The following is an 18,349-nucleotide window of genomic DNA, read 5'->3' on the forward strand; positions in this document are numbered from 1 at the left end:
CCTTCCCGATTCGAATGTTGGAAAAGGGGAAGTTATTTCGTAGGCGTTCCTTAGCAGGCTTCATATTCCCAGCAACGTTTATCAGGAGTGCCAGATGTCCATCGCAGCCATCAATGTCCGCAACCAGTTCCGCGGCAAGATCAAGGAAATCATCCACGGGCCGGTTGTTTCGGAGGTCGACGTCGATACGCCGGCCGGCATCATTACTGCCGTCATCACCACCCGTTCGATCAAGGACCTCCAACTGGTTCCCGGCAGCGAAGTGCTGGCGCTGGTCAAGGCCACCGAAGTGTCGATCGCCAAGCTGTTCACCGGTTTGCGCACCGGTCTGTCACTGGCCTGGATGTTTCTCGTCGCGGCCGAATTGATTGCCGCCACACGCGGCCTCGGCTATCTGCTAATCGACGGTCGCGAGACGGGCCGCGCCGATCTGGTGATCGTCGCCATCATCGTCCTCGCGCTGCTCGGCAAATTGTCCGACAGCTTGTTGCAGTGGCTCGAACATCGCCTGCTGTCCTGGCGCGACACCTTCGACAGTCGTCCCTCCTGAGGAACTCTCATGTCAGAAACACTTCTCGATCTTTCGGTCGAGGCCAAGGATTTCGGCACGCTTCGTGTCATTGACCGTGTCCACTTTGAAGTCCAGCGTGGCGAAGTGCTTAGCCTCGTCGGCCCCAGCGGTTGCGGCAAGAGTATGTTGCTGCGCATCGTCGCCGGGCTCGACGCCCAGTATTCGGGCAAGGTGCGGGTCAACGGGGAGCAACCGCAACTGCACTCGCGCGATGTCGGTTTCATCTTCCAGGAGCCGCGCCTGTTGCCGTGGCTCACGGTCGCAGATAACGTCGGTTTGATCTCGGCCGGGGTGGCGGCAAGCATCCGCACGTTCGCGAACTGCTGGCCGAAGTCGGTCTGGCCGATTTTGCTGACGCCTTCCCCAGGCAATTGTCCGGCGGCATGGCGCAACGCACGGCCATTGCCCGCGGCCTGTTCACCCAGCCTTCGCTGTTGTTGCTCGACGAGCCGTTCAGCGCCGTCGATGCCTTTACGCGCATGCGCCTGCAGGAACTTCTGCTGTCGATCGCTGCCCACCACGGCACGACGCTTTTGCTGGTGACACACGATGTCAACGAAGCGGTGTACCTGAGCGACCGTGTGCTCGTTTTCTCCAGCAACCCCGGCCAGATCAGGGGTGAAATTGCGGTGAATATCCCGCGTGCCCGTGATCGTGTGCGCGGCGCACGGCTGGCACAACGTGAAAGCGAGGTGCTGACGCTGCTTAACGGAGGCGAATCGCGCTATCTGGATTACCTTGATATCCGCGATGAAATCGCCAGCATTCCACGCCAGTACGAACCGATCAACCTCGATACCTTTGCCTTTGCCCTCTAACGGGCATGGCTTTGAAATACGCTCAAATTATGAAAGTCATGCCCGTTTCCCTCCCTTGCAGGGCGCATTCCGGCTTACCAGCCGGAATCGCTCGATGGGCGCGGAGCATGCTCCGCGAAATCCCCATCTCGCCCCCCGACCCCTCTGATGAAACTACTAGCCACTCGACTAAGCTGCCAAAAGACGGCAGCCAAGTCGCTGGTTATCCCAGAGGGCGAGGGGAGGTTCGAGAGTCGCTAGCGCGACTTCCACGTTAAAGGAAAAATAATGAACGCAGAACAACTGAAAGCTGCTCAAGCACCACTCAAGGCGAGCTACAAGGAAAATCCCCAATCCGCCCTATGGACACTCTCCGCGCCGCCTCTGCGGTGGATTTTTGATATTTTGACAGCCTCTCGGTAACAGCGCCCTGCGCGTGCCAATTTTTTCGGAAACATGAAAGATCACTTGCCATCACTTGAAACGCTGACCGTCCACGGCCTTGGACGACTCGCCGAACCCTATCGTGATCTGGTGCCGCCGATCCACCTGTCCACCACTTTCGAGCGCGCCGGTGACGGCAGCTATCCGGGCGGCCGCGTCTATTCGCGCGACGCCAGCCCGGCCTACGACGAGGTTGAGGAAGTGCTGCGCCAGCTCGAAGGCGGCGCCCAGGCGCTGCTCTTCGGCTCCGGCATGGCCGCCGCCAGCGCCGTGCTGCAGGCGCTGGAACCCGGTGCGCGCATCGTCGCGCCGCGTTCGATGTACTGGGCGTTGCGCAAGTGGCTGCTCGATTTCACTGCCAACTGGCACATTGATCTCGCTTTCTACGATAACGCGGGAGAGTCCAATCTCGCCGATCTCGAACGCCAGCTTGTCGCCGCACCGACGCGCCTGTTGTGGATCGAAACGCCGGCCAATCCAGGCTGGGAAGTGACTGACATCCGCGCCGCCGCCGAACTTGCCCACCGCCACGGCGCCCTGGTGGTGGTCGATTCGACGGTATCGACGCCGGTGCTGACGCAGCCGCTCGAACTCGGCGCCGACATCGTCATGCATTCGGCAACCAAATACCTGAACGGTCATTCCGATGTGGTCGCCGCCGCGCAGATGCATGGCGGCTTCGGCGGCATGCTTTCGATTCGCCTGGCAGGAGGCGAGGGCAGGGCGCGCGACTTCGCCGCACGCCTGCAGGTGTTCCGGCGCGCCACCTCGCTCGGCTGCGTCGAAAGCCTGGTCGAACACCGGGCCAGCGTTGAGGGACCGGGAACCCTGTGTCCGCCCGACCTGCTGCGTCTGTCGATTGGCATCGAACCCGTCGCCGACCTGCTGGCCGACCTCAATCAGGCACTCGAATAGCGGATTCTTACCATCCCTGCAGCCCGCACCGATAGGCAATCTACAAGCAGGCATGCCCGAGAGCCAATGAATACGCGGCACTTCAGCTTGCTATCGCGTAGATCGCCTGTTCATAGGGGTTGCAGCGATGCTTATGGAAATCGGCATTCACACATCAACCCATTTTTACCCTTTGATTGCGAATACTCATGTCTGACTCAGAACTTTTCCCCGTCCCTCCAGGATTTGCGGCGCACGCCCATATCGACGAAGCCGCCTATGCGGCGCTCTATCGCCGCTCGCTGGATGACCCGGAAGGATTCTGGCGCGAGCAGGCCGCTTTCCTCGACTGGATCAAGCCGTTTTCCGAAGTCCGCGACACCCGGTTCGATCCGCTCGAACCGCGCATTCGCTGGTTTGCCGACGGCACGCTGAACGCTTCGGTCAACTGCGTCGACCGACACCTGCCGGCCAAAGCGGCGCAGCCGGCCATCCATTGGCAGGGTGACGATCCGGGTGAATCGCGAACCGTGACTTGGGGCGAACTGGGCGACCAGGTGAACCGCCTGGGGAACGTACTCCGCGGCCTCGGCGTGGAAAAGGGCGACGTGGTTACCATCTTCCTGCCGGTCATCCCCGAAATCATGGTCGCCATGCTCGCCTGCGTACGCATCGGCGCCGTGCATTCGGTGGTCTTCTCCGGCTTTTCCGCCGAGGCTTTGGCCAACCGCATCGACGATGCCGGTGCCAAGGTGCTGATCACCGCCGACCAAGCCCATCGCGGCGGCCGCGTGGTGCCGATCAAACACCATGCCGACGCGGCGTTGCTCAGCCAGCCATCGGTAAACGCGGTTGTCGTGGTGCGCCGTTCGGGTGCCGACGTTCCGTTCACGCCGGCGCGCGATTACTGGTATGACGAGGCGCTCGCTGCCGCCGAAGCCTGGTGCCCGCCGGTCGAAGTCGGTGCCGAAGATACGCTGTTCATCCTTTACACCTCCGGCTCGACCGGCAAACCGAAAGGGCTGGTGCATACCACCGGCGGCTATCTGGTCCATGCCGGCACCAGTTGGCGCAATATTTTCGACTGGCACGAAGGCGATGTTTTCTGGAGTACCGCCGATGTCGGCTGGGTTACCGTTACCTGACCAATCGCCCGGACCAGTTCGACTACCACGCCGCCATTCAAGCCGGATTACCTATTGGCTCCGGCGAAGTGGAGAGCGCACATCGCTATATCATTCAGAAACGCCTCAAGCTGTCCGGCGCCTGGTGGAAGCCAGAAAACGCCCAAGCCATGCTGAACCTCCGCGTCACCCGGGCCAATGGCGGATGGAATCGATATTGGGATGCCATCGCCGCTTGAGTCAATCGCAACCGTCACTTTCGATCACACCCCCTGTCGGGGCAAGCGTTGAGCGTTCGGCGCCTGGTGGCGCGTCAGGATGCGCCCATTGAGCCAGTCACCTACTGGATGACGGTAGGCGATCTGTTGGCATTGCCCTGGCTGAGCCGGAAGATTGCGCAAATCCGCTATGGATTGCAGGGGCAGATTCCCGACGGCATGCTGGTGCGGATATCAAGTCTGGACCATGACAGTGAGCGCGCATTTGCCTTGCAGGCAGGTTTTGTCGAAGATTTACAGCAGAGTATTCCCTGCCAATTGGGCTTTGCCAAATCGGAAATTCACGCGGGTATCGACTAGTTTTCAACAAAGGTTTTCACTTGTGACACAACCCGTCAGGGTGGCTGGATTCCAATGACCCCATTATCGTGGGATTGGAATTGTCATGAGCGAAATGGACTTGTCGATGGCCGCAGAACAGCAATTGCTTGTTTCGGTTGTGGTCATTGGACGCAATGAGGGGCCACGCCTGCTGGCCTGTCTCGATTCGATTGCGGGCATGTCGCTGGATGCCCACACGATTGAAGTGATCTACGTCGATTCGGATTCGACTGATGGAAGTCCGGAAATGGCCGCGGCACGGGGAGCGAATGTCATTCGTGTCAAACCGGAACGACCGTCGGCGGCACTAGGCCGCAATGCCGGATGGCGGGCTGCTCGCGGCGAATTCATCCTGTTCCTTGACGGCGATACACAACTGAATCCGGAGTTTGTCGCGCATGCGCTGGCGGCCTTTGATGCAGCCGACGTGGCGATTGTCTGGGGACATCGCCGGGAGTCGAACCCCGAGCAGTCATTTTATGTCCGCGTGCTCGATCTTGACTGGATTTACCCCCCGGGGGACACTGAGTTTTGTGGTGGCGACGCGCTTGTCCGGCGTTCAGTGCTGGACGCGGTGAATGGATTTGATGAGTCGCTGATCGCCGGCGAGGAGCCGGAAATGTGCCGGCGCATTCGTGCTGATGGCGGACGTATCGTGCATCTGGATGTGCCGATGACCAAGCACGATCTGGCGATCTCCCGGTTTTCTGCCTACTGGCGCCGGGCTTTCCGTGCCGGGCATGCCTACGCTGAAGTGGCCGCCCGTTTTCGCGACAGCGAAGATCCGTTCTGGCGGCGCGATGTTCAGCGCAATTGGCTGCATGGCGGTGGCTTGCTGCTCGGCTCGCTCTGCTGGTTTGCCTTGTTGCTACAGGCATCGCCACCGAGTTTTGCTGTGGCCGCCCTGATGTCGCTTGCCGGGTTCGCGGTCATTGCGCGGTCAACCCTGAGAAACGCATGGAAATCAGACAATCTGACGACCCGGGTGCTCTATGCGCTGCACAGCCATTTTCAACAGATTCCAATTCTTTGCGGGCAATTATCACAGCGCAGGGATGCCCGTCGCGGACGTCAGCGTCGCTTGATTGAGTACAAGGATTAGTCGCCTCTGAGCCAATGAATTCAGCAAGAGTTATCAGTTCCGACACAAAGCCGGATTGTGAAACGCTGTAATGGGAACTGTCGAAACTTGAAAGGTGAATGATGGCATCAAGCAAGGAAATTCTGGCGCTCGGCCTGTGTCCACTTGCCACTCTGGCCAATCACCTGACTGCGCCATGGCAGCGATTGTGGGCCTTTGCCCGCCTGAAGGCGTGCCTTCCCGATGTCAGCCATTCGGTGGTGGTCATGGGTTTGCCGGAACTTCACGGCTCGCGGGCGATAGCGTTGGGTCGTAATCTCTACTTGTATCGTGATCTCTACCTTGAAACCCAGGCAAAGGGCTTCATTCAGATCGGTGACGATGTCGTTTTGTCGCGCGGCGTCCATCTTGTTGCCTTCGCCGGAATCACCATCGGTGCCGGCAGCATGATCGGCGAGTACGCCAGCATTCGCGACGCCAACCACTGCTTCGGCGATGGCTTGGCGATTCGAGATTCCGGACATGCGGCAGCACCCGTCAAAATCGGGCGCAATGTCTGGATCGGCCGTGGCGCCTGCATTTTGTCCGGTGTAGAGATTGGTGACGGTGCGGTGGTTGGCGCGAATGCCGTGGTCACGCACCATGTGCCCGCCAACGCCGTGGTTGCGGGTGTCCCGGCGCGGATGCTTGGCCAGGCGGTAGCGGCATGAAGCGCCAACGCATTCTGCTGGTCGCTTACCAGTGTGCTTCCGGCATGGGGTCGGTCTCGCAGATTGGCTGGGAGTGGTATTCCAGATTATGTGAGTCACATGATGTCACGCTGGTCACGCACCCCCGGAACCACGAGGCGCTGGCCAAGGCGGGAGCGCCGTTGGCTGGAAGCGAGATAATCGAAATCGATACCGAGTGGTTTGCCGGCCCCTTGTACCGCTTGGCCAAGCGTATTTTTCCGCGGAGCGAGCACAGCGTTTTCCTAGTTTCCTCGCTGGATTATTTCGTTTTTGATCGAGCCGCCCATCAACTTCTGCGTCAGCGCCTGCGCGATGGGGCATCTTGGGATGTGCTGCATCGTGTCACGCCGGTGACGCTTGCCGCACCGACCTGGCTTGGGCGCCTCGGGTTGCCGACGGTGATCGGGCCGCTCAATAGTGGCCTGACCGATCCGCCCGGTTTCTCCGCCGTATTGCGCCAGGAGTCGACCTGGCTGGTGCGGGTACGTGAGTTTGGTCGTCTGTTCGACGGCATCATCGGTTCGTCACGTCGTGCCACACGGATCCTGACGGCAACGCGTGCGACCCTGAGTGGTGTGCCGAAAAAATATCGCGGACGTTGCCTGTCGATGGTCGAAAACGGGGTGAACCTGGATCGCTTTAGCGCCACCGACTGGCCGGATGCGCCGAGCCGGAACAATCCCTTGCGTGTTCTCTTCGTCGGTCGGCTGATCCCGGCCAAGGCGCTTTCTTTGTTGCTTGAGGCGCTGGCTTTGTTGGTCAGTCAGGGCTGTGCCGTGCGTCTTGCGGTGGTCGGCGATGGCCCGCTACGCCAGCAATGGGATGAGGAGAGTCGGGTGCTCGGCCTGCTGGATGTGGTGAGCTTCCAAGGAAATCTTCCCGCCGCGGCGGTGGCCCTTGAAATGCAGCGCGCGCATGTATTTTGTCTGCCGTCGGTACGTGAATCAGGCGGGGCGGTGTTGCTTGAAGCAATGGCATCGGCCCGGCCGGCGATTGCGATGAATTTTGGCGGTCCTGCCGAGTTGATCGATGAAAAGGTGGGGCACCTGATCGATCTGACCTCGCCAGCGGCAGTAGTCAAGGAACTGGCGGCAACACTGCAGGATGTGATCGACCATCCGCAAGACTGGATGGCGCGCGGCCGGGCCGGGCGGCATCGGGTTGAAGCCGGCCATAGCTGGCCGGCGAAAATCCACCGCGCAGAAAAAATCTACGATGAAATCATTTGTGAAGGACAGGGAACGTGATCGCTGAAATGAAACATTCTGTGGCGGCATTGGAAGCGGCAGGCAACACTGAAAGCCTTGCTACGCGGACTGCGAACAGTACGCCACGCATGGCTTATCTGATCAGCCGTTATCCTTCTGTTTCGCATACCTTTATCCTGCGTGAGGTTCGCCAGTTACGCATGAAGGGCTTCGAGATTGCCTGCGCCTCGGTCAACGCGCCTGACCGCAGCCGCGATGAGATGACTGCCGATGAGCGCGAGGAACTTGACCTGACCTACTATCTCAAGGCGCATGGGATGGCCGGTGCGCTGGGCGGGCATTTATGGGGTCTGGCGCGACCAGCGGCCTATCTGCGCGGCTTGCGCAAGGTCTTGACCTTTGGTGGCTGGAACATCAAGCAGATGCTTTACGGTTTTTTCTACTTTACCGAGGCACTGATGCTGGCGCGCTGGATGCAATCTCGGCAGATCAGTCATCTGCATGTGCATTTCGGTACGGCGGCGGCGAATATTGCCCTGCTGCTCAAGCAGTTTTCGCCGATCGGGCTTTCGATGACCATTCATGGTCCGGACGAATTTTATGATGTACAGGCTGAAAAGCTTATCGAGAAGATCGGCGCGGCGGATTTCATGGTCTGCATCGGACGTTTTGCCCGCAGTCAGTTGATGAAGCTGTCGCCAGCGGCAAACTGGGGAAAGTTTGATATCTGCCCGCTCGGCGTCGACGTTGCCAATTACAACCCGATACGTCAGCCCGCTGGCGATCGTCCATTCACCATTCTTTGTGTCGGTCGCCTGACCCCGGCCAAAGGACAGCATGTGCTTGTCGATGCCTGTTCCGTGCTGCGCGATTGGGGGCGAATATTCAAGCTGGTGATCGTCGGCAACGGGCCGGATGAAAATTCACTGCGAGACGCGGTCGATCGCCACGGATTGGCGGATTTCGTCGAGATGACCGGGCCCCTGAATCAGGATCAGGTGCGTGCCAGGTATGCTCAGAGCGACGTCTTTGCTTTGCCCAGTTTTGCCGAGGGTATTCCGGTTGTGCTGATGGAAGCCATGGCCAGCGGTGTGCCCTGTGTGACGACGCGTATTACCGGCATCCCGGAGCTGATCCGCGATGGAATCGATGGCTTGCTGACCACCCCCTCCGATGTTCTGGAGCTGGCCGATACGCTGGCGCAGTTGATCGACGATCCTGCGCTGCGCAATGAGCTCGGTGAAGCCGGCCGCGAGCGGGTGCGTGAGCATTATGATCTGACGACCAATGTGACGCGTCTGGCCGAGATATTACGCCGGCGTCTCGGGCGAGCCATCCATGCCTGAGTCGATGCCAGCACTGGTGCTGATGCTCTCCCTGGTGATCCTGGTCTTGCCGGGAACGCTGTATCTGTTGCTCCTTTCACTGGCTGGGTTGCATACGGTGACACTGCCCGTTGGCCTTGTCCCTGCGCCGGGTCGATTGGCGATCATTGTGCCGGCTCACAACGAAGCGGCGCATATTGCCCGCACGGTGGATAACCTGCTGGCCATTTGCCGCCAGGATGGTGATGCCATCGTCTGCGTCATTGCCGACAATTGTAGCGATGCGACGGCTGAAATTTCCAGAGCCCAGGGTGCCCGTGTGCTGGAACGTCACAATCTAGAACAGCGTGGCAAGGGCTATGCGCTGGATTTTGCGTTCAATACGCTGGCCAACGAAGGGTTTCTCGGCTATCTGGTGATCGATGCCGATACGCTGGCCGAAACCAATCTGCTAAGCGTGATTCGTGCCCACTTTGCGGCGGGGGCTCAGGTCGTACAGACCCGTTACACGGTGCTGAATGCCGGGGAGTCGGCGCGTACCCGGCTGGCTGAACTTGCACTCTGTGCCTTCAATTGTCTGCGGCCACGTGGTCGGCATGTGCTCGGCTGGTCGGCAGGGGTGCTTGGTAACGGCTTTGCCTTGCGCCGCGAAGTGCTGGCACGGGTGCCGTATTCCGCGACTTCAGTGGTTGAGGATCTGGAGTATCACTTGCGCCTGATCGAGGCGGATATCCGCGTGCACTTTGCCGACGAAACCGTGGTCCGTGGAGACATGCCGGTCGCCGGTGCCGGGCAGAAGACCCAGCGTGCGCGCTGGGAGGGCGGGCGTTTGCGCATGCTGCTTGATCATGCGCCATTATTGTTGCGGCGGGTCTTGAGCGGTCAGCTGCGCTTTTTTGAACCCTTGCTGGATCTGCTTTTGTTGCCAATCGCCTATCACTCGCTGTTGTTGCTGTGCTTGCTGCTGCTGCCATTTCCATTGGCCTCGATGATCGCCCTGTCCGGCTTTGCCATCGTGGCCTTGCATGTGCTGATTGCAGCACGGGTTGGCGGCCTTTCTTGGGGACAGTTGGCGGTGATCTTCACTTATCTCCCGAAATACCTGTTGTGGAAGCTTTCCATGCTGCGTTCGATTGTGAGCGCTTCAAAAACCTCGACCCGGTGGGTTCGGACCGATCGCGATAGTTCTTCCTGAAAGCCATCCCATGTCCAGTCAAGTGAAAACCAGCGTCATCATCGTTTCCTTCAATACCCGCGAGATTCTGCGCGCCTGTCTCAATCGATTGTTCGACGTGTGTCAGGATCTGATCCTGGAAGTTATCGTGGTCGATAATGCCTCACGCGATGCCTCGGCAGAGATGGTGGAGCGGGACTTTTCCGATGTTCGCCTGATCCGTAGCCAAATCAATCTTGGTTTCGCGGCGGCCAACAATGTTGGCTTCAAGGTGGCAACCGGCGCTACCATCCTGCTTCTCAATCCGGATGCACTGCTTGAGCCGGGGGCCTTGCAGCGTTCGCTGGCTTACATGGCAGCGGATCCTCGCAGCGCTATGGGGGGCGGCTTGCTTGTGGACAAAGCAGGGCAGTGGCAGCCGTCAGCCAGGTGCTTTCCTTCGTTGCTCAATGAGTTTCTGGTCCTCTCAGGACTTGCCGCCCGTTTTCCCAAGTCCCGCTTTTTCGGACGCTTTGACCGCACCTGGGACGATTCCGGCCAGCCGGCAAAGGTGGATTGGGTACCCGGTGCCTTTGCGCTGATCCGTCGTTCGGCGCTGGAACAGGTTGGCGGTTTTGATGAGCGTTTCTTCCTTTACTACGAGGAGGTCGATCTCTGCCGGCGTTTTCATCAGGCCGGCTGGACGATCTGGTATTGGCCCGAGGTGGTGATTCGCCATTGGGGAGGTGAATCATCGAAAACAGTCGAAAATCATGACTTCTCCTCTTCCGGTTCACAACTGACACTGTGGCGAATGCGCAGTGAGCTGTTGTTTTACCGGAAGCATCATGGCTGGCTGATTACAAAACTGGTCGCCGGCCTTGAGCATGGCTGGCATCGCTTGCGTGCCTGCCGTGCCGCCCGTAGCGGCAAGGGAATCAAGGCTGATGAGTCAGTTCGTATCGCTGATCTGATGCAGCGCGCCTGGCAGGAAACGCAGGCGGGTCAGCGGAGTCCGCCTCGTCCCTGGTAAGGAACGTTTATGAAATAAGGTCCCCTTTTCCAACATTCGAATTGGCATTTCTGGTGTGCGATGCAAAAAGATAAAATCGGGGAGATAGATCGTAGCCGTTCCTGAACAAATGCCGGAAAGGCGCATGGATAGGCAATCTACAGCCTATGTTCCTGAACAATGGCGTATTCATTGACTCTTCAGGCTTGATGGTTGTAGATCGCCTATCGAAGCGGCTTTCAGCGATTAGTTACTGAAAAAGAACACCAATTTCATGAACGGTAATTTTTAATGTTCGATTTATTACGCGAAGACTGGAAAACCTACGATAAAGATATCTCACGACAGGGCTTTTGGGTCATGTGTGTCTATCGTTTCGGGCAGTGGCGCTATCGTCTTCATCCGGCGCTGTTGCGCAAACCGTTTTCCTTTGTCTATCGGGTGCTGCGCACCTTGTGTCAGATTGCCACCGGGATTGAGCTGCATTGTGAAACGCGGGTTGGCCGGCGGCTGTTGATCGAGCATTTCGGAGGAATCATCATCAGTGGTGACACGGTGATCGGCGATGATGTCGTGATTCGCCAGGGGGTCACCATTGGCCTGATGCATACCGGTCAGCGTGGTGCGCCGGTTATTGGCAACCGGGTTGATATTGGTGCCGGGGCTAAAATTCTTGGCGCTATCAGCATTGGCGATGATGCGGTGATTGGCGCCAACGCTGTGGTCATTCGGGATGTTCCGGCAGGTGCGTTAGCTGTTGGCGTTCCGGCCCGGATCAAATTGAAGCGTCGCCAGGCGGAGTGATTCAAAAAATGTGGTCAAGCAACGGCGTTGGCGGCTACCTTCTCAATGCGGTATCCATAACCGTAAACAGGAATGATCTGCCAGCCATTGTCCGGATTGATGGAGAGTTTTCGGCGAATTCGGCTGACATGAGTGTCGACCGTGCGCGTATCTACATCTGCGTTCAGACCCCAGAGTTTTTCCAGAAGGCGCACGCGTGGGAGTAATTTTCCGTGGTTCTGGAAAAGATAGCAGGCCAGTTCGAACTCTTTTCGCGTCAGTTCAATTTCTTTGCCATGCAAGCGAATCTGGCGAAGATCCTGATTTATTTCATAGACACCAATCTGCACAACGCTAGGTGGCGTCATGCGCCGGGCCAGTGACTCAATCCGGGCCAGCAGTTCAAAACATTTTGCGGGTTTGACCAGATAGTCGTCGGCACCAGCACGCAAGGCCGTAACAATGTCGAGTTCTGAATCGCGTGAGGTGATGAAAATCACCGGGATATGCCAGCCACGATTCTCGCGTATCCATTTCAGAGCGAGTTCCCCAGAACTGTCTGGAATCATCCAGTCAATAATCAGGAGATCGAACGGTTCGTTATCGAGCGATTCGATGAATGATTTTGCTGTGCCGAAGCACGTGCAACTGTGTTGCGCAGTTCCCAGCCAGAGACGATAAAGTTCCTGCTGAGCCAAGTCGTCTTCAAGTACGCCGATACGCATCAAACTTTAATACTCCCGAGTTTATTGCTTTTGCCTGCGAGCCTTCCGGTTTTCATTACGTTGACATGATCCTGGAAGAAAAGTATTTGCACATCATAGCATGCAGCCTGGGGCTTGGCTCTTCGGGGAGCGAAAGAATGGGTTGCCTTCATCTCTGTTGGTTACGGGATCTGAGGTGCTCTGGTCGCGCTGCACTCGGCGTGCGTGTGAGAATTTTTCTTAATTGGCTTCGTGCTTTTCATCCGTCGGGGCGCAAAAGAATAGTGACTTTGCGCTAGTGACCACGCCATCGGTCTTGAAACAGTCTTTAGACATCGATTCCTGCATTAATTCAGCATTCAGGACATCCTCATCCATGGGTATTAGGTCGAGGACAATAATGAAACAGCCAATCAGTACGATGAAAAGAAATGCCTTGAGTAGATGGTCGATCATGATGGGTGTTGCATGTCTCGGAAATTAAAGTGGCGGGAGATCCGTTCTGCCCCATATGCGTTGAGATGGCCGTTGTCGCTGTAGATTCAGAAGAATTTTCAACGAGTTCAGCGTGACTTTTGTGTCGCAAGTGTGAATTGTTGAAGACGGTGGTGGCTTGGCACTGAAACCAGGCGCCTGGGGGGTTAAAAGTTTGCAATTGGGACACAGACGCCGGCGATCACTCAGCTAAATTGACTACGGTCAGGCAAGGCTGCGCTTTCGTGTCATCACTTTGAGAAGAGATTTCTGTATGAATAATCAAGCTGAACAATGGGTCGCTACCAATGCTTCTCCGCTAAAGGTCAATGCATCCCGGCGAAACATGATCCGGATAGCACTTGCGCTCGCTTTTTCCGGTTGTGCCGGGTTGATCACGGGAAGCCGGATGTCTCCGCTCCTTTCGCTGGGTGGTGGCGATATTGAAGATGGCTTTGTTCTCGTGAATGGATGGGTCATCCCCAAAAAATATTTCCAATTGGAGGCCAAATGATCAGTGATTTTCAGGATCATAAAAAATTTGGTGCTTACGACTTGTGCGTCGTCGGCTCTGGGCCCGCAGGGATTACGCTGGCTTTGCAACTGGCACGGCAAGGGCTTCGCATTGCTCTGCTCGAAGGCGGCGGTCTGTCGTACGACGAGGCCTCGCAGTCGCTCTATGCAGTCAAGACGCTAGGCGTTGACCTTTATGCTCAGGGTGCACGCTTGAGGTATTTCGGTGGTACTTCAAACCATTGGTCCGGTCGGTGTCGCCCCTTCGAAGCAGCAGATTTTTCCGGCGATCCTTTGGGGGGCATGCCGGGGTGGCCGATTGCCTTTGAAGAGTTCAACAGGTTTTTGCCAGAGGCTATGCATATTCTTGATTTACCGGAGACCGGGTTTTCTGCAGTAAATCCTGATATGCCCGGCGGGAAGTTTTCAGCGGACCGGTTTGCAATGAGTTCGCCGACGCGCTATGCCAGCAAATACCTAGAGGAGATCAAGGCCTCTAAAAACATCGACCTTTTTTATAATTGCAATTGTGTCGATGTGATTTACAACAAGGCAACTGGCGACATTTCCTCGATAAGTCTGGTTGATTACAAAAAACAGCGCTCCAGCGTGACGGCGCTGCGCTACGTACTCGCTCTGGGCGCCATTGAAAATGCACGCATGCTGCTGCATAGCGAAACCCTGCAAGCCGCTAAACTCCAAGGCATGCATTGGGCGGGGCGATGTTTCATGGAGCATCTGAATATTTCACTCGGAAGTTTCATTGCCTCGGAGCAATTCAAATACTCGGACGCGCAATATTTTCCAAGTGACAGGTTCGTTGGCCTGTCGAAAACTGGGCGGGGCAATATTTCATTCGGGGTTGTTCAGGAGGTCAATTCCTACGGACGGACGGCGTCGACCAAGAATTTTTTCAAGAATCTCGCCTGCAATCTCGGCGTCTCCGACAAGGTTCAATTTATCGAGAACTTCAATTGCCCTGGCGCCGGGACGATTGGCACATTGCTTGAGCAGTTCCCGAGTGCCGAAGGAAGCCGGATTACGCTGAGTGAAGAGCGGGATGCTCTTGGGGTACGAAAGGCAGTGGTCAAGTGGGTGCTGAGTCCGGAAGACAAAATGACGATTCGAACGATCGGGAGGGAGATTGCCAAGAACTTTGCAAGTTCCGGTCTCGGTTTCGTCAAACTGAACGACTTTGTCACGAATGATTCCCTTGAAATTCAGTTCTCTCATCATTGTCATCACATGGGTACCACCCGGATGGCAAGTTCCTCTCGCTGGGGGGTTGTCGACAAGAACTGCAAAGTCTTTGGGGTGAGCAATCTGTATATCGCGGGAAGCAGTGTTTTCTCAACGGGGGGCGGCGGCAATCCGACGATGCCGCTTGTGCAACTTGCCGTCCGCCTGGCAGATCACCTGCTTAAAAACCCGGGGACGAATTCACATTGAAATTTGCGCCTTTGCGGTGAACAACTGAGGTTTTCAGGCTTAAGGTTTGGCGGTGCTGCGGATGGTTACGGTCGATAGGTCAAAACCAGTCGATACGCTGCGCATCGTGATGCGCAGGGTGTGGAAACCCTTCTCCAGCACCAAGGGTAGGGAAAGGTTGTCGACTGACTTTTCCCAGCCATTTGCCTGTAACTCAACGCCGCTATGAATGCCTTTCCCGTCGACTGCGATATCCAGTCGATTGCCGAGTTTGTCACTCGCCGCATTGAAAACGAGTTCGTAACTGCCGCTCTGCGTAGCCAGCACGAGGTAGTCGAGCGAGCTTCCAGTATGCAGGTGACGAAGGGTCTTGCGCGAGGCTTCGGAGTAGGGGGGGTAATTGCCGGCAAAGGCCAGGGCGGAGAATGTTCCTGGCGCCGTATTTCGTCCCTTGAGGGCAGGTTTTGGCTCGGCCAGAGACTTATCGACGCAACGAATCTTCGGGGTGTCGATGATCGCCAGATCCGTGGTCAGCTCCCAGGCTCCGTACTGGGTATCCCAATTTCCCGCGCCCGCGTTGAACCACATGAACAACTGCCCGCCATTCTCGTACCAGGTGTTGAGGTAACGATTGCAGATGCTTTCCATGCGCGGAGCGAGATTGGCGTTTTTCTTGGCCTCAATGCTGCCGGGCCCAAAGGTGTCGGAGCCGCCTTCGTAGGCCATGAAAGGTAGGCCATGCCAGCGGGCCAATGCCAGATTTTTCTCAAAACGATTGATCTCAGGCAGGCGTTCAATCGAGTTCTCCATGGCCTGCAGGACCTGCTCGGTCGTGAGATTCTCGACGTTCTGCTGGGGGCCCAGGTTGAAGTAGGGGGCTCCCGCCATGGCGTAGAAATATTGGGATGGTGAGCCGTAGACCGCGTCAAGGAACTTGAGGCCAATCTCGGTGGTGTAGGTATTCACGACCTGGATGGCGTAAATCGGCCGCACTGTCGTCATCATCGCCGCGTCGCCATAGACGCTGCGGAAAATATCACTGATCTCCTTGCCGCGCTTGGCGATGCGTCGATAACCGAGTGTTGCCCGGTCTTTCTTGCCGTCGTAGGCAAGCGGCGAAGCGGGGTTCTCCCGCACTTCAGCTTCAGCCATGTCGAAATTGGTGCCGTGCTGCTTGAACTGGCCATTCCAGACCTCATTGCTGTACTCGACGTAGATCTTGCTTTGCGGGTTGAGGCTGCCATGCAGCAGGCGGGCGAGTTGCAATACATAGTCATCGTCGGCCGCAGCCGGAATGTTTATCCAGATGTTTTTGCCTGTCTGGTTGGCGAGTTCGACAATATGTTCCCATGGAACGCCATTGGGTGAAGCGTAGTGGCTTAGTTGCGGTGATGTCCGGTTGACCCAGTGTTTGACCGGATTATTGTTGGTGCGCAGCCAGTCCATGAAGCGCAGCGTCTGGAAGCGGGCAACGTGGTCGAGAAAGGCGCGGGTGAACAAGGGTGGATTTTTGGCATCGTAGCCAGGCCGGATCACTTTCAGATTACGGATACCCTCGCCGGTCTGGGTAAATGACAGCACAAGTTGATTGGCGTCATCCGGCAGGTCGACCTCGACCGTACTCAGGTTCGCGGCCGAATCATAATGCGCTGGATGTATTACGGCTTTCGAAGCCACTGCACTGACCTTGGCGCGGCCATTGAAAGAAACCTTGTAGGTTCCCGGGATGCCAGCCAGCCCGGCTTGCCGGGTCATCAGGAATGCCCCGAAGTCGCCCACCGGCCAGCCATCGTCGGCGATAAGTGCCTTTTCATCCCAGGGTGCTTCAGGCGTACCAAAGCGGCGCGCATGAAGCATCAGGTCGGCGTAAACATGGGTCCGGGTATTGTCGGTAATGGGCGGAGGATTGGCGCCGAGCAAGGCCTCGGCAGTAAGCCCCAGTTCTTGATGACGGGGTGGATAAGGCGGCTTTTCTGTCACTTGTGCGGCCACCGGTTGGACTGAAAAAGAGCTTGTGCCACTTTCGCAGGCAATCGCGAACATGGCGGCAAGCACCGGTAGCAATTTGGCTGCTCGTTTGAAACGGGATATTCCTGACATGGCGTATCTCAATACATGACGCGCCGGAATGGCGCGGTGTCGTCGGGCGGAGTTACGTCCTGCCCATTGCCGGAAGAGAGTTTTTCTTGTCGTCGCTTGATGCTTTCGCCCCAGCCAAGCAGTAGGAAAATCATGGGCTCGGTTTGTGAGCCCATATATACGGTAGAGAACGAGATGGCGCACATCAGGTAGATTCCCGAGAAGGTGAAGCCGATCGGCGGCGAGCCCGATGGCGACGCGAGGCCGAATTTTATCTGGGAGACGATGGCGTAAAACAGGATTAGTGCAAACAGTGCCGGAGCAAGTACGCCATGTTGCAGCGCCATTCCGAAGAACGCATTGTCAATCGATTCCATGCCGGGGATCTTCGGTCGCGTGGTCAACCCCCAGCCGGTCCACATTTTCTCGTACATGAATTCCTTGTAGCGGTCGATCATTTCCTTGCGATAGAGCATGGTCAATGCCTCGCCACTAATCACTTCGCCTTCCTTGGGAGTGATGTAGGAATCGAGCGCCATCTTGCCGGCAATTCCGCCAACCAGGAAGAGAACGGCAACGATCTGCAGCCAGCGCTTACGGTTCTTGAAGTTGCCGACAGCGACCAGGGCCGCGCCCGCCAAGGCACCGATCCATGGCCCGCGTGAGATGGTCATCAAGGCCATCAGGATCAAGGCGATTGAAATCTTGTGCTTGAAGGGGATGGGAATCCAGCCGGTGATACGCTCGATGGTGGCCAGCCAGCCCTTTTGGGGTTGTTCGTAGAATCCGCGCCATGCTAGCCAACGGTGCAGGCGGTAGGCCACGATGATCATGATGCAGGCCAGAATCGGGTGCTCAAAGGAACCTGCGGTACGTGCCAGGCCGTAGCGTATCGATAGGCCGCTACCCGCACCGGGAAAGAAACGGCCAAAAAAGGCAAAGACCGGGCTGACCCAGAATTTGAGTTCGTAGGCGAACATGGGGAAGAAGATGACGAACATCAGCACGAACATCCGTGCCGTCTCAATGTCCATTTCCCGCCGGTTGATCACGTAGCGACCGATAAGGTAGGGGCCGATCAATGATGAAAGCATGAAAAATGCGTAGTTCTGTGCGTCCGCGTAGCCACGGCTGAGAAAGTCGACGAAAACGCGCAGTACGACATACATCGCCAGCAGCATTTCCATGCGTCCGAATGACATCTCCTTGCCGCGTTCACGCAGTAAAACGAAGAGGATCGGCAGGATGGCCGTCTGCATGAAGTTCGGATCCGGCAGGCCCGGAATGTTGACGAAGAATGAGAACGGGAAGATGAGGAAAAATGGAATCCAGACACGCAGTACCGCTTGCTCGATGCCCCGCTGGCGGAGCACATGGATCGACAAAATCATGGCGGTGAAGACGAGGTACTGTGTCATGGAGAGGCGCG

Annotated in this window: 19 protein-coding genes and 3 pseudogenes; 18 read left to right on the forward strand and 4 right to left on the reverse strand. The window is 57.1% G+C overall.

What is annotated here, in order from left to right:
* Window positions 1-94 precede the first annotated feature (94 nt).
* From ACOYNV_RS12075 to ACOYNV_RS12150, 16 genes and pseudogenes are all read left to right on the forward strand, one after another.
* Window positions 95-307: pseudogene (locus ACOYNV_RS12075) on the forward strand (TOBE domain-containing protein); the annotation flags it as partial.
* 3 nt (window positions 308-310) lie between these two features.
* Window positions 311-550 (forward strand): annotated as a pseudogene (locus ACOYNV_RS12080) (ABC transporter permease); the annotation flags it as partial.
* A gap of 9 nt (window positions 551-559) precedes the next feature.
* A pseudogene (locus ACOYNV_RS12085) lies at window positions 560-811 on the forward strand (ATP-binding cassette domain-containing protein); the annotation flags it as partial.
* Between the two features lie 98 nt (window positions 812-909).
* Complete coding sequence (locus ACOYNV_RS12090) at window positions 910-1,389, forward strand: ATP-binding cassette domain-containing protein (RefSeq protein ID WP_422900060.1); 480 nt, start codon at window positions 910-912, stop codon at window positions 1,387-1,389.
* Between the two features lie 267 nt (window positions 1,390-1,656).
* Window positions 1,657-1,791 (forward strand): hypothetical protein, encoded by a 135-nt coding sequence (locus tag ACOYNV_RS12095; protein WP_422900032.1) that lies wholly within the window; start codon window positions 1,657-1,659, stop codon window positions 1,789-1,791.
* 33 nt (window positions 1,792-1,824) lie between these two features.
* Entirely contained in the window at window positions 1,825-2,727 is a 903-nt protein-coding gene (locus tag ACOYNV_RS12100; protein ID WP_422900033.1) for a trans-sulfuration enzyme family protein, read from the forward strand.
* A gap of 188 nt (window positions 2,728-2,915) precedes the next feature.
* The gene (locus tag ACOYNV_RS12105; protein WP_422900034.1) at window positions 2,916-3,851 is read left to right on the forward strand and encodes an AMP-binding protein; all 936 of its coding nucleotides are present in this window, start codon (window positions 2,916-2,918) and stop codon (window positions 3,849-3,851) included.
* Window positions 3,852-3,919: 68 nt separating this feature from the next.
* Window positions 3,920-4,069, forward strand: a complete 150-nt coding sequence (locus ACOYNV_RS12110; protein WP_422900035.1) for a hypothetical protein — start codon at window positions 3,920-3,922, stop codon at window positions 4,067-4,069.
* A 33-nt stretch (window positions 4,070-4,102) separates the two neighbouring features.
* Entirely contained in the window at window positions 4,103-4,408 is a 306-nt protein-coding gene (locus tag ACOYNV_RS12115) for an exosortase C-terminal domain/associated protein EpsI (RefSeq protein ID WP_422900061.1), read from the forward strand.
* An 85-nt stretch (window positions 4,409-4,493) separates the two neighbouring features.
* Complete coding sequence (locus tag ACOYNV_RS12120) at window positions 4,494-5,531, forward strand: glycosyltransferase (protein WP_422900036.1); 1,038 nt, start codon at window positions 4,494-4,496, stop codon at window positions 5,529-5,531.
* A 98-nt stretch (window positions 5,532-5,629) separates the two neighbouring features.
* The gene (locus ACOYNV_RS12125; protein ID WP_422900037.1) at window positions 5,630-6,220 is read left to right on the forward strand and encodes an acyltransferase; all 591 of its coding nucleotides are present in this window, start codon (window positions 5,630-5,632) and stop codon (window positions 6,218-6,220) included.
* Window positions 6,217-7,488, forward strand: coding sequence for a glycosyltransferase family 4 protein (locus ACOYNV_RS12130; RefSeq protein WP_422900038.1), 1,272 nt, complete (start codon window positions 6,217-6,219; stop codon window positions 7,486-7,488). The genes ACOYNV_RS12125 and ACOYNV_RS12130 overlap by 4 nt, the downstream gene beginning before the upstream one ends.
* 8 nt (window positions 7,489-7,496) lie before the next feature.
* Window positions 7,497-8,795 carry a glycosyltransferase family 4 protein gene (locus tag ACOYNV_RS12135; RefSeq protein WP_422900039.1) on the forward strand — a complete coding sequence of 433 codons (1,299 nt, stop codon included), beginning with the start codon at window positions 7,497-7,499 and terminating at the stop codon, window positions 8,793-8,795.
* Complete coding sequence (locus ACOYNV_RS12140; protein WP_422900040.1) at window positions 8,788-9,969, forward strand: glycosyltransferase family 2 protein; 1,182 nt, start codon at window positions 8,788-8,790, stop codon at window positions 9,967-9,969. Before ACOYNV_RS12135 ends, ACOYNV_RS12140 begins: the two co-directional genes overlap by 8 nt.
* Before the next feature lie 10 nt (window positions 9,970-9,979).
* Window positions 9,980-10,960 (forward strand): glycosyltransferase family 2 protein, encoded by a 981-nt coding sequence (locus ACOYNV_RS12145; protein ID WP_422900041.1) that lies wholly within the window; start codon window positions 9,980-9,982, stop codon window positions 10,958-10,960.
* Window positions 10,961-11,230: 270 nt separating this feature from the next.
* Window positions 11,231-11,743, forward strand: a complete 513-nt coding sequence (locus ACOYNV_RS12150) for a serine O-acetyltransferase (protein ID WP_422900042.1) — start codon at window positions 11,231-11,233, stop codon at window positions 11,741-11,743.
* A 14-nt stretch (window positions 11,744-11,757) separates the two neighbouring features.
* Here the strand turns inward: ACOYNV_RS12150 and ACOYNV_RS12155 are convergent, their stop codons facing one another.
* Window positions 11,758-12,447: a response regulator transcription factor gene (locus tag ACOYNV_RS12155; protein ID WP_422900043.1), complete on the reverse strand. Its 690-nt coding sequence runs from the start codon at window positions 12,445-12,447 to the stop codon at window positions 11,758-11,760.
* Window positions 12,448-12,666: 219 nt separating this feature from the next.
* A complete protein-coding gene (locus ACOYNV_RS12160; protein ID WP_422900044.1) occupies window positions 12,667-12,882 on the reverse strand; it encodes a hypothetical protein in 216 nt (71 codons plus the stop codon).
* Window positions 12,883-13,174: 292 nt separating this feature from the next.
* Here ACOYNV_RS12160 and ACOYNV_RS12165 point away from each other — a divergent pair, with 292 nt between their 5' ends.
* Together ACOYNV_RS12165 and ACOYNV_RS12170 are read left to right on the forward strand one after the other, a co-directional pair.
* Window positions 13,175-13,414 carry a hypothetical protein gene (locus tag ACOYNV_RS12165; RefSeq protein WP_422900045.1) on the forward strand — a complete coding sequence of 80 codons (240 nt, stop codon included), beginning with the start codon at window positions 13,175-13,177 and terminating at the stop codon, window positions 13,412-13,414.
* Window positions 13,411-14,862, forward strand: coding sequence for an FAD-dependent oxidoreductase (locus tag ACOYNV_RS12170; RefSeq protein ID WP_422900046.1), 1,452 nt, complete (start codon window positions 13,411-13,413; stop codon window positions 14,860-14,862). Before ACOYNV_RS12165 ends, ACOYNV_RS12170 begins: the two co-directional genes overlap by 4 nt.
* Window positions 14,863-14,901: 39 nt before the next feature.
* On the opposite strand, the gene ACOYNV_RS12175 is transcribed toward ACOYNV_RS12170, so the two are convergent.
* Both ACOYNV_RS12175 and ACOYNV_RS12180 read right to left on the reverse strand, forming a co-directional pair.
* On the reverse strand, window positions 14,902-16,941 hold the full coding sequence (locus ACOYNV_RS12175) for a hypothetical protein (protein WP_422900047.1): 2,040 nt from the start codon (window positions 16,939-16,941) through the stop codon (window positions 14,902-14,904).
* Between the two features lie 8 nt (window positions 16,942-16,949).
* Window positions 16,950-18,338: an O-antigen ligase family protein gene (locus ACOYNV_RS12180; protein WP_422900048.1), complete on the reverse strand. Its 1,389-nt coding sequence runs from the start codon at window positions 18,336-18,338 to the stop codon at window positions 16,950-16,952.
* Window positions 18,339-18,349 lie beyond the last annotated feature (11 nt).

This window comes from Propionivibrio sp., assembly GCF_049316945.1.
Taxonomy (GTDB): domain Bacteria; phylum Pseudomonadota; class Gammaproteobacteria; order Burkholderiales; family Rhodocyclaceae; genus Propionivibrio.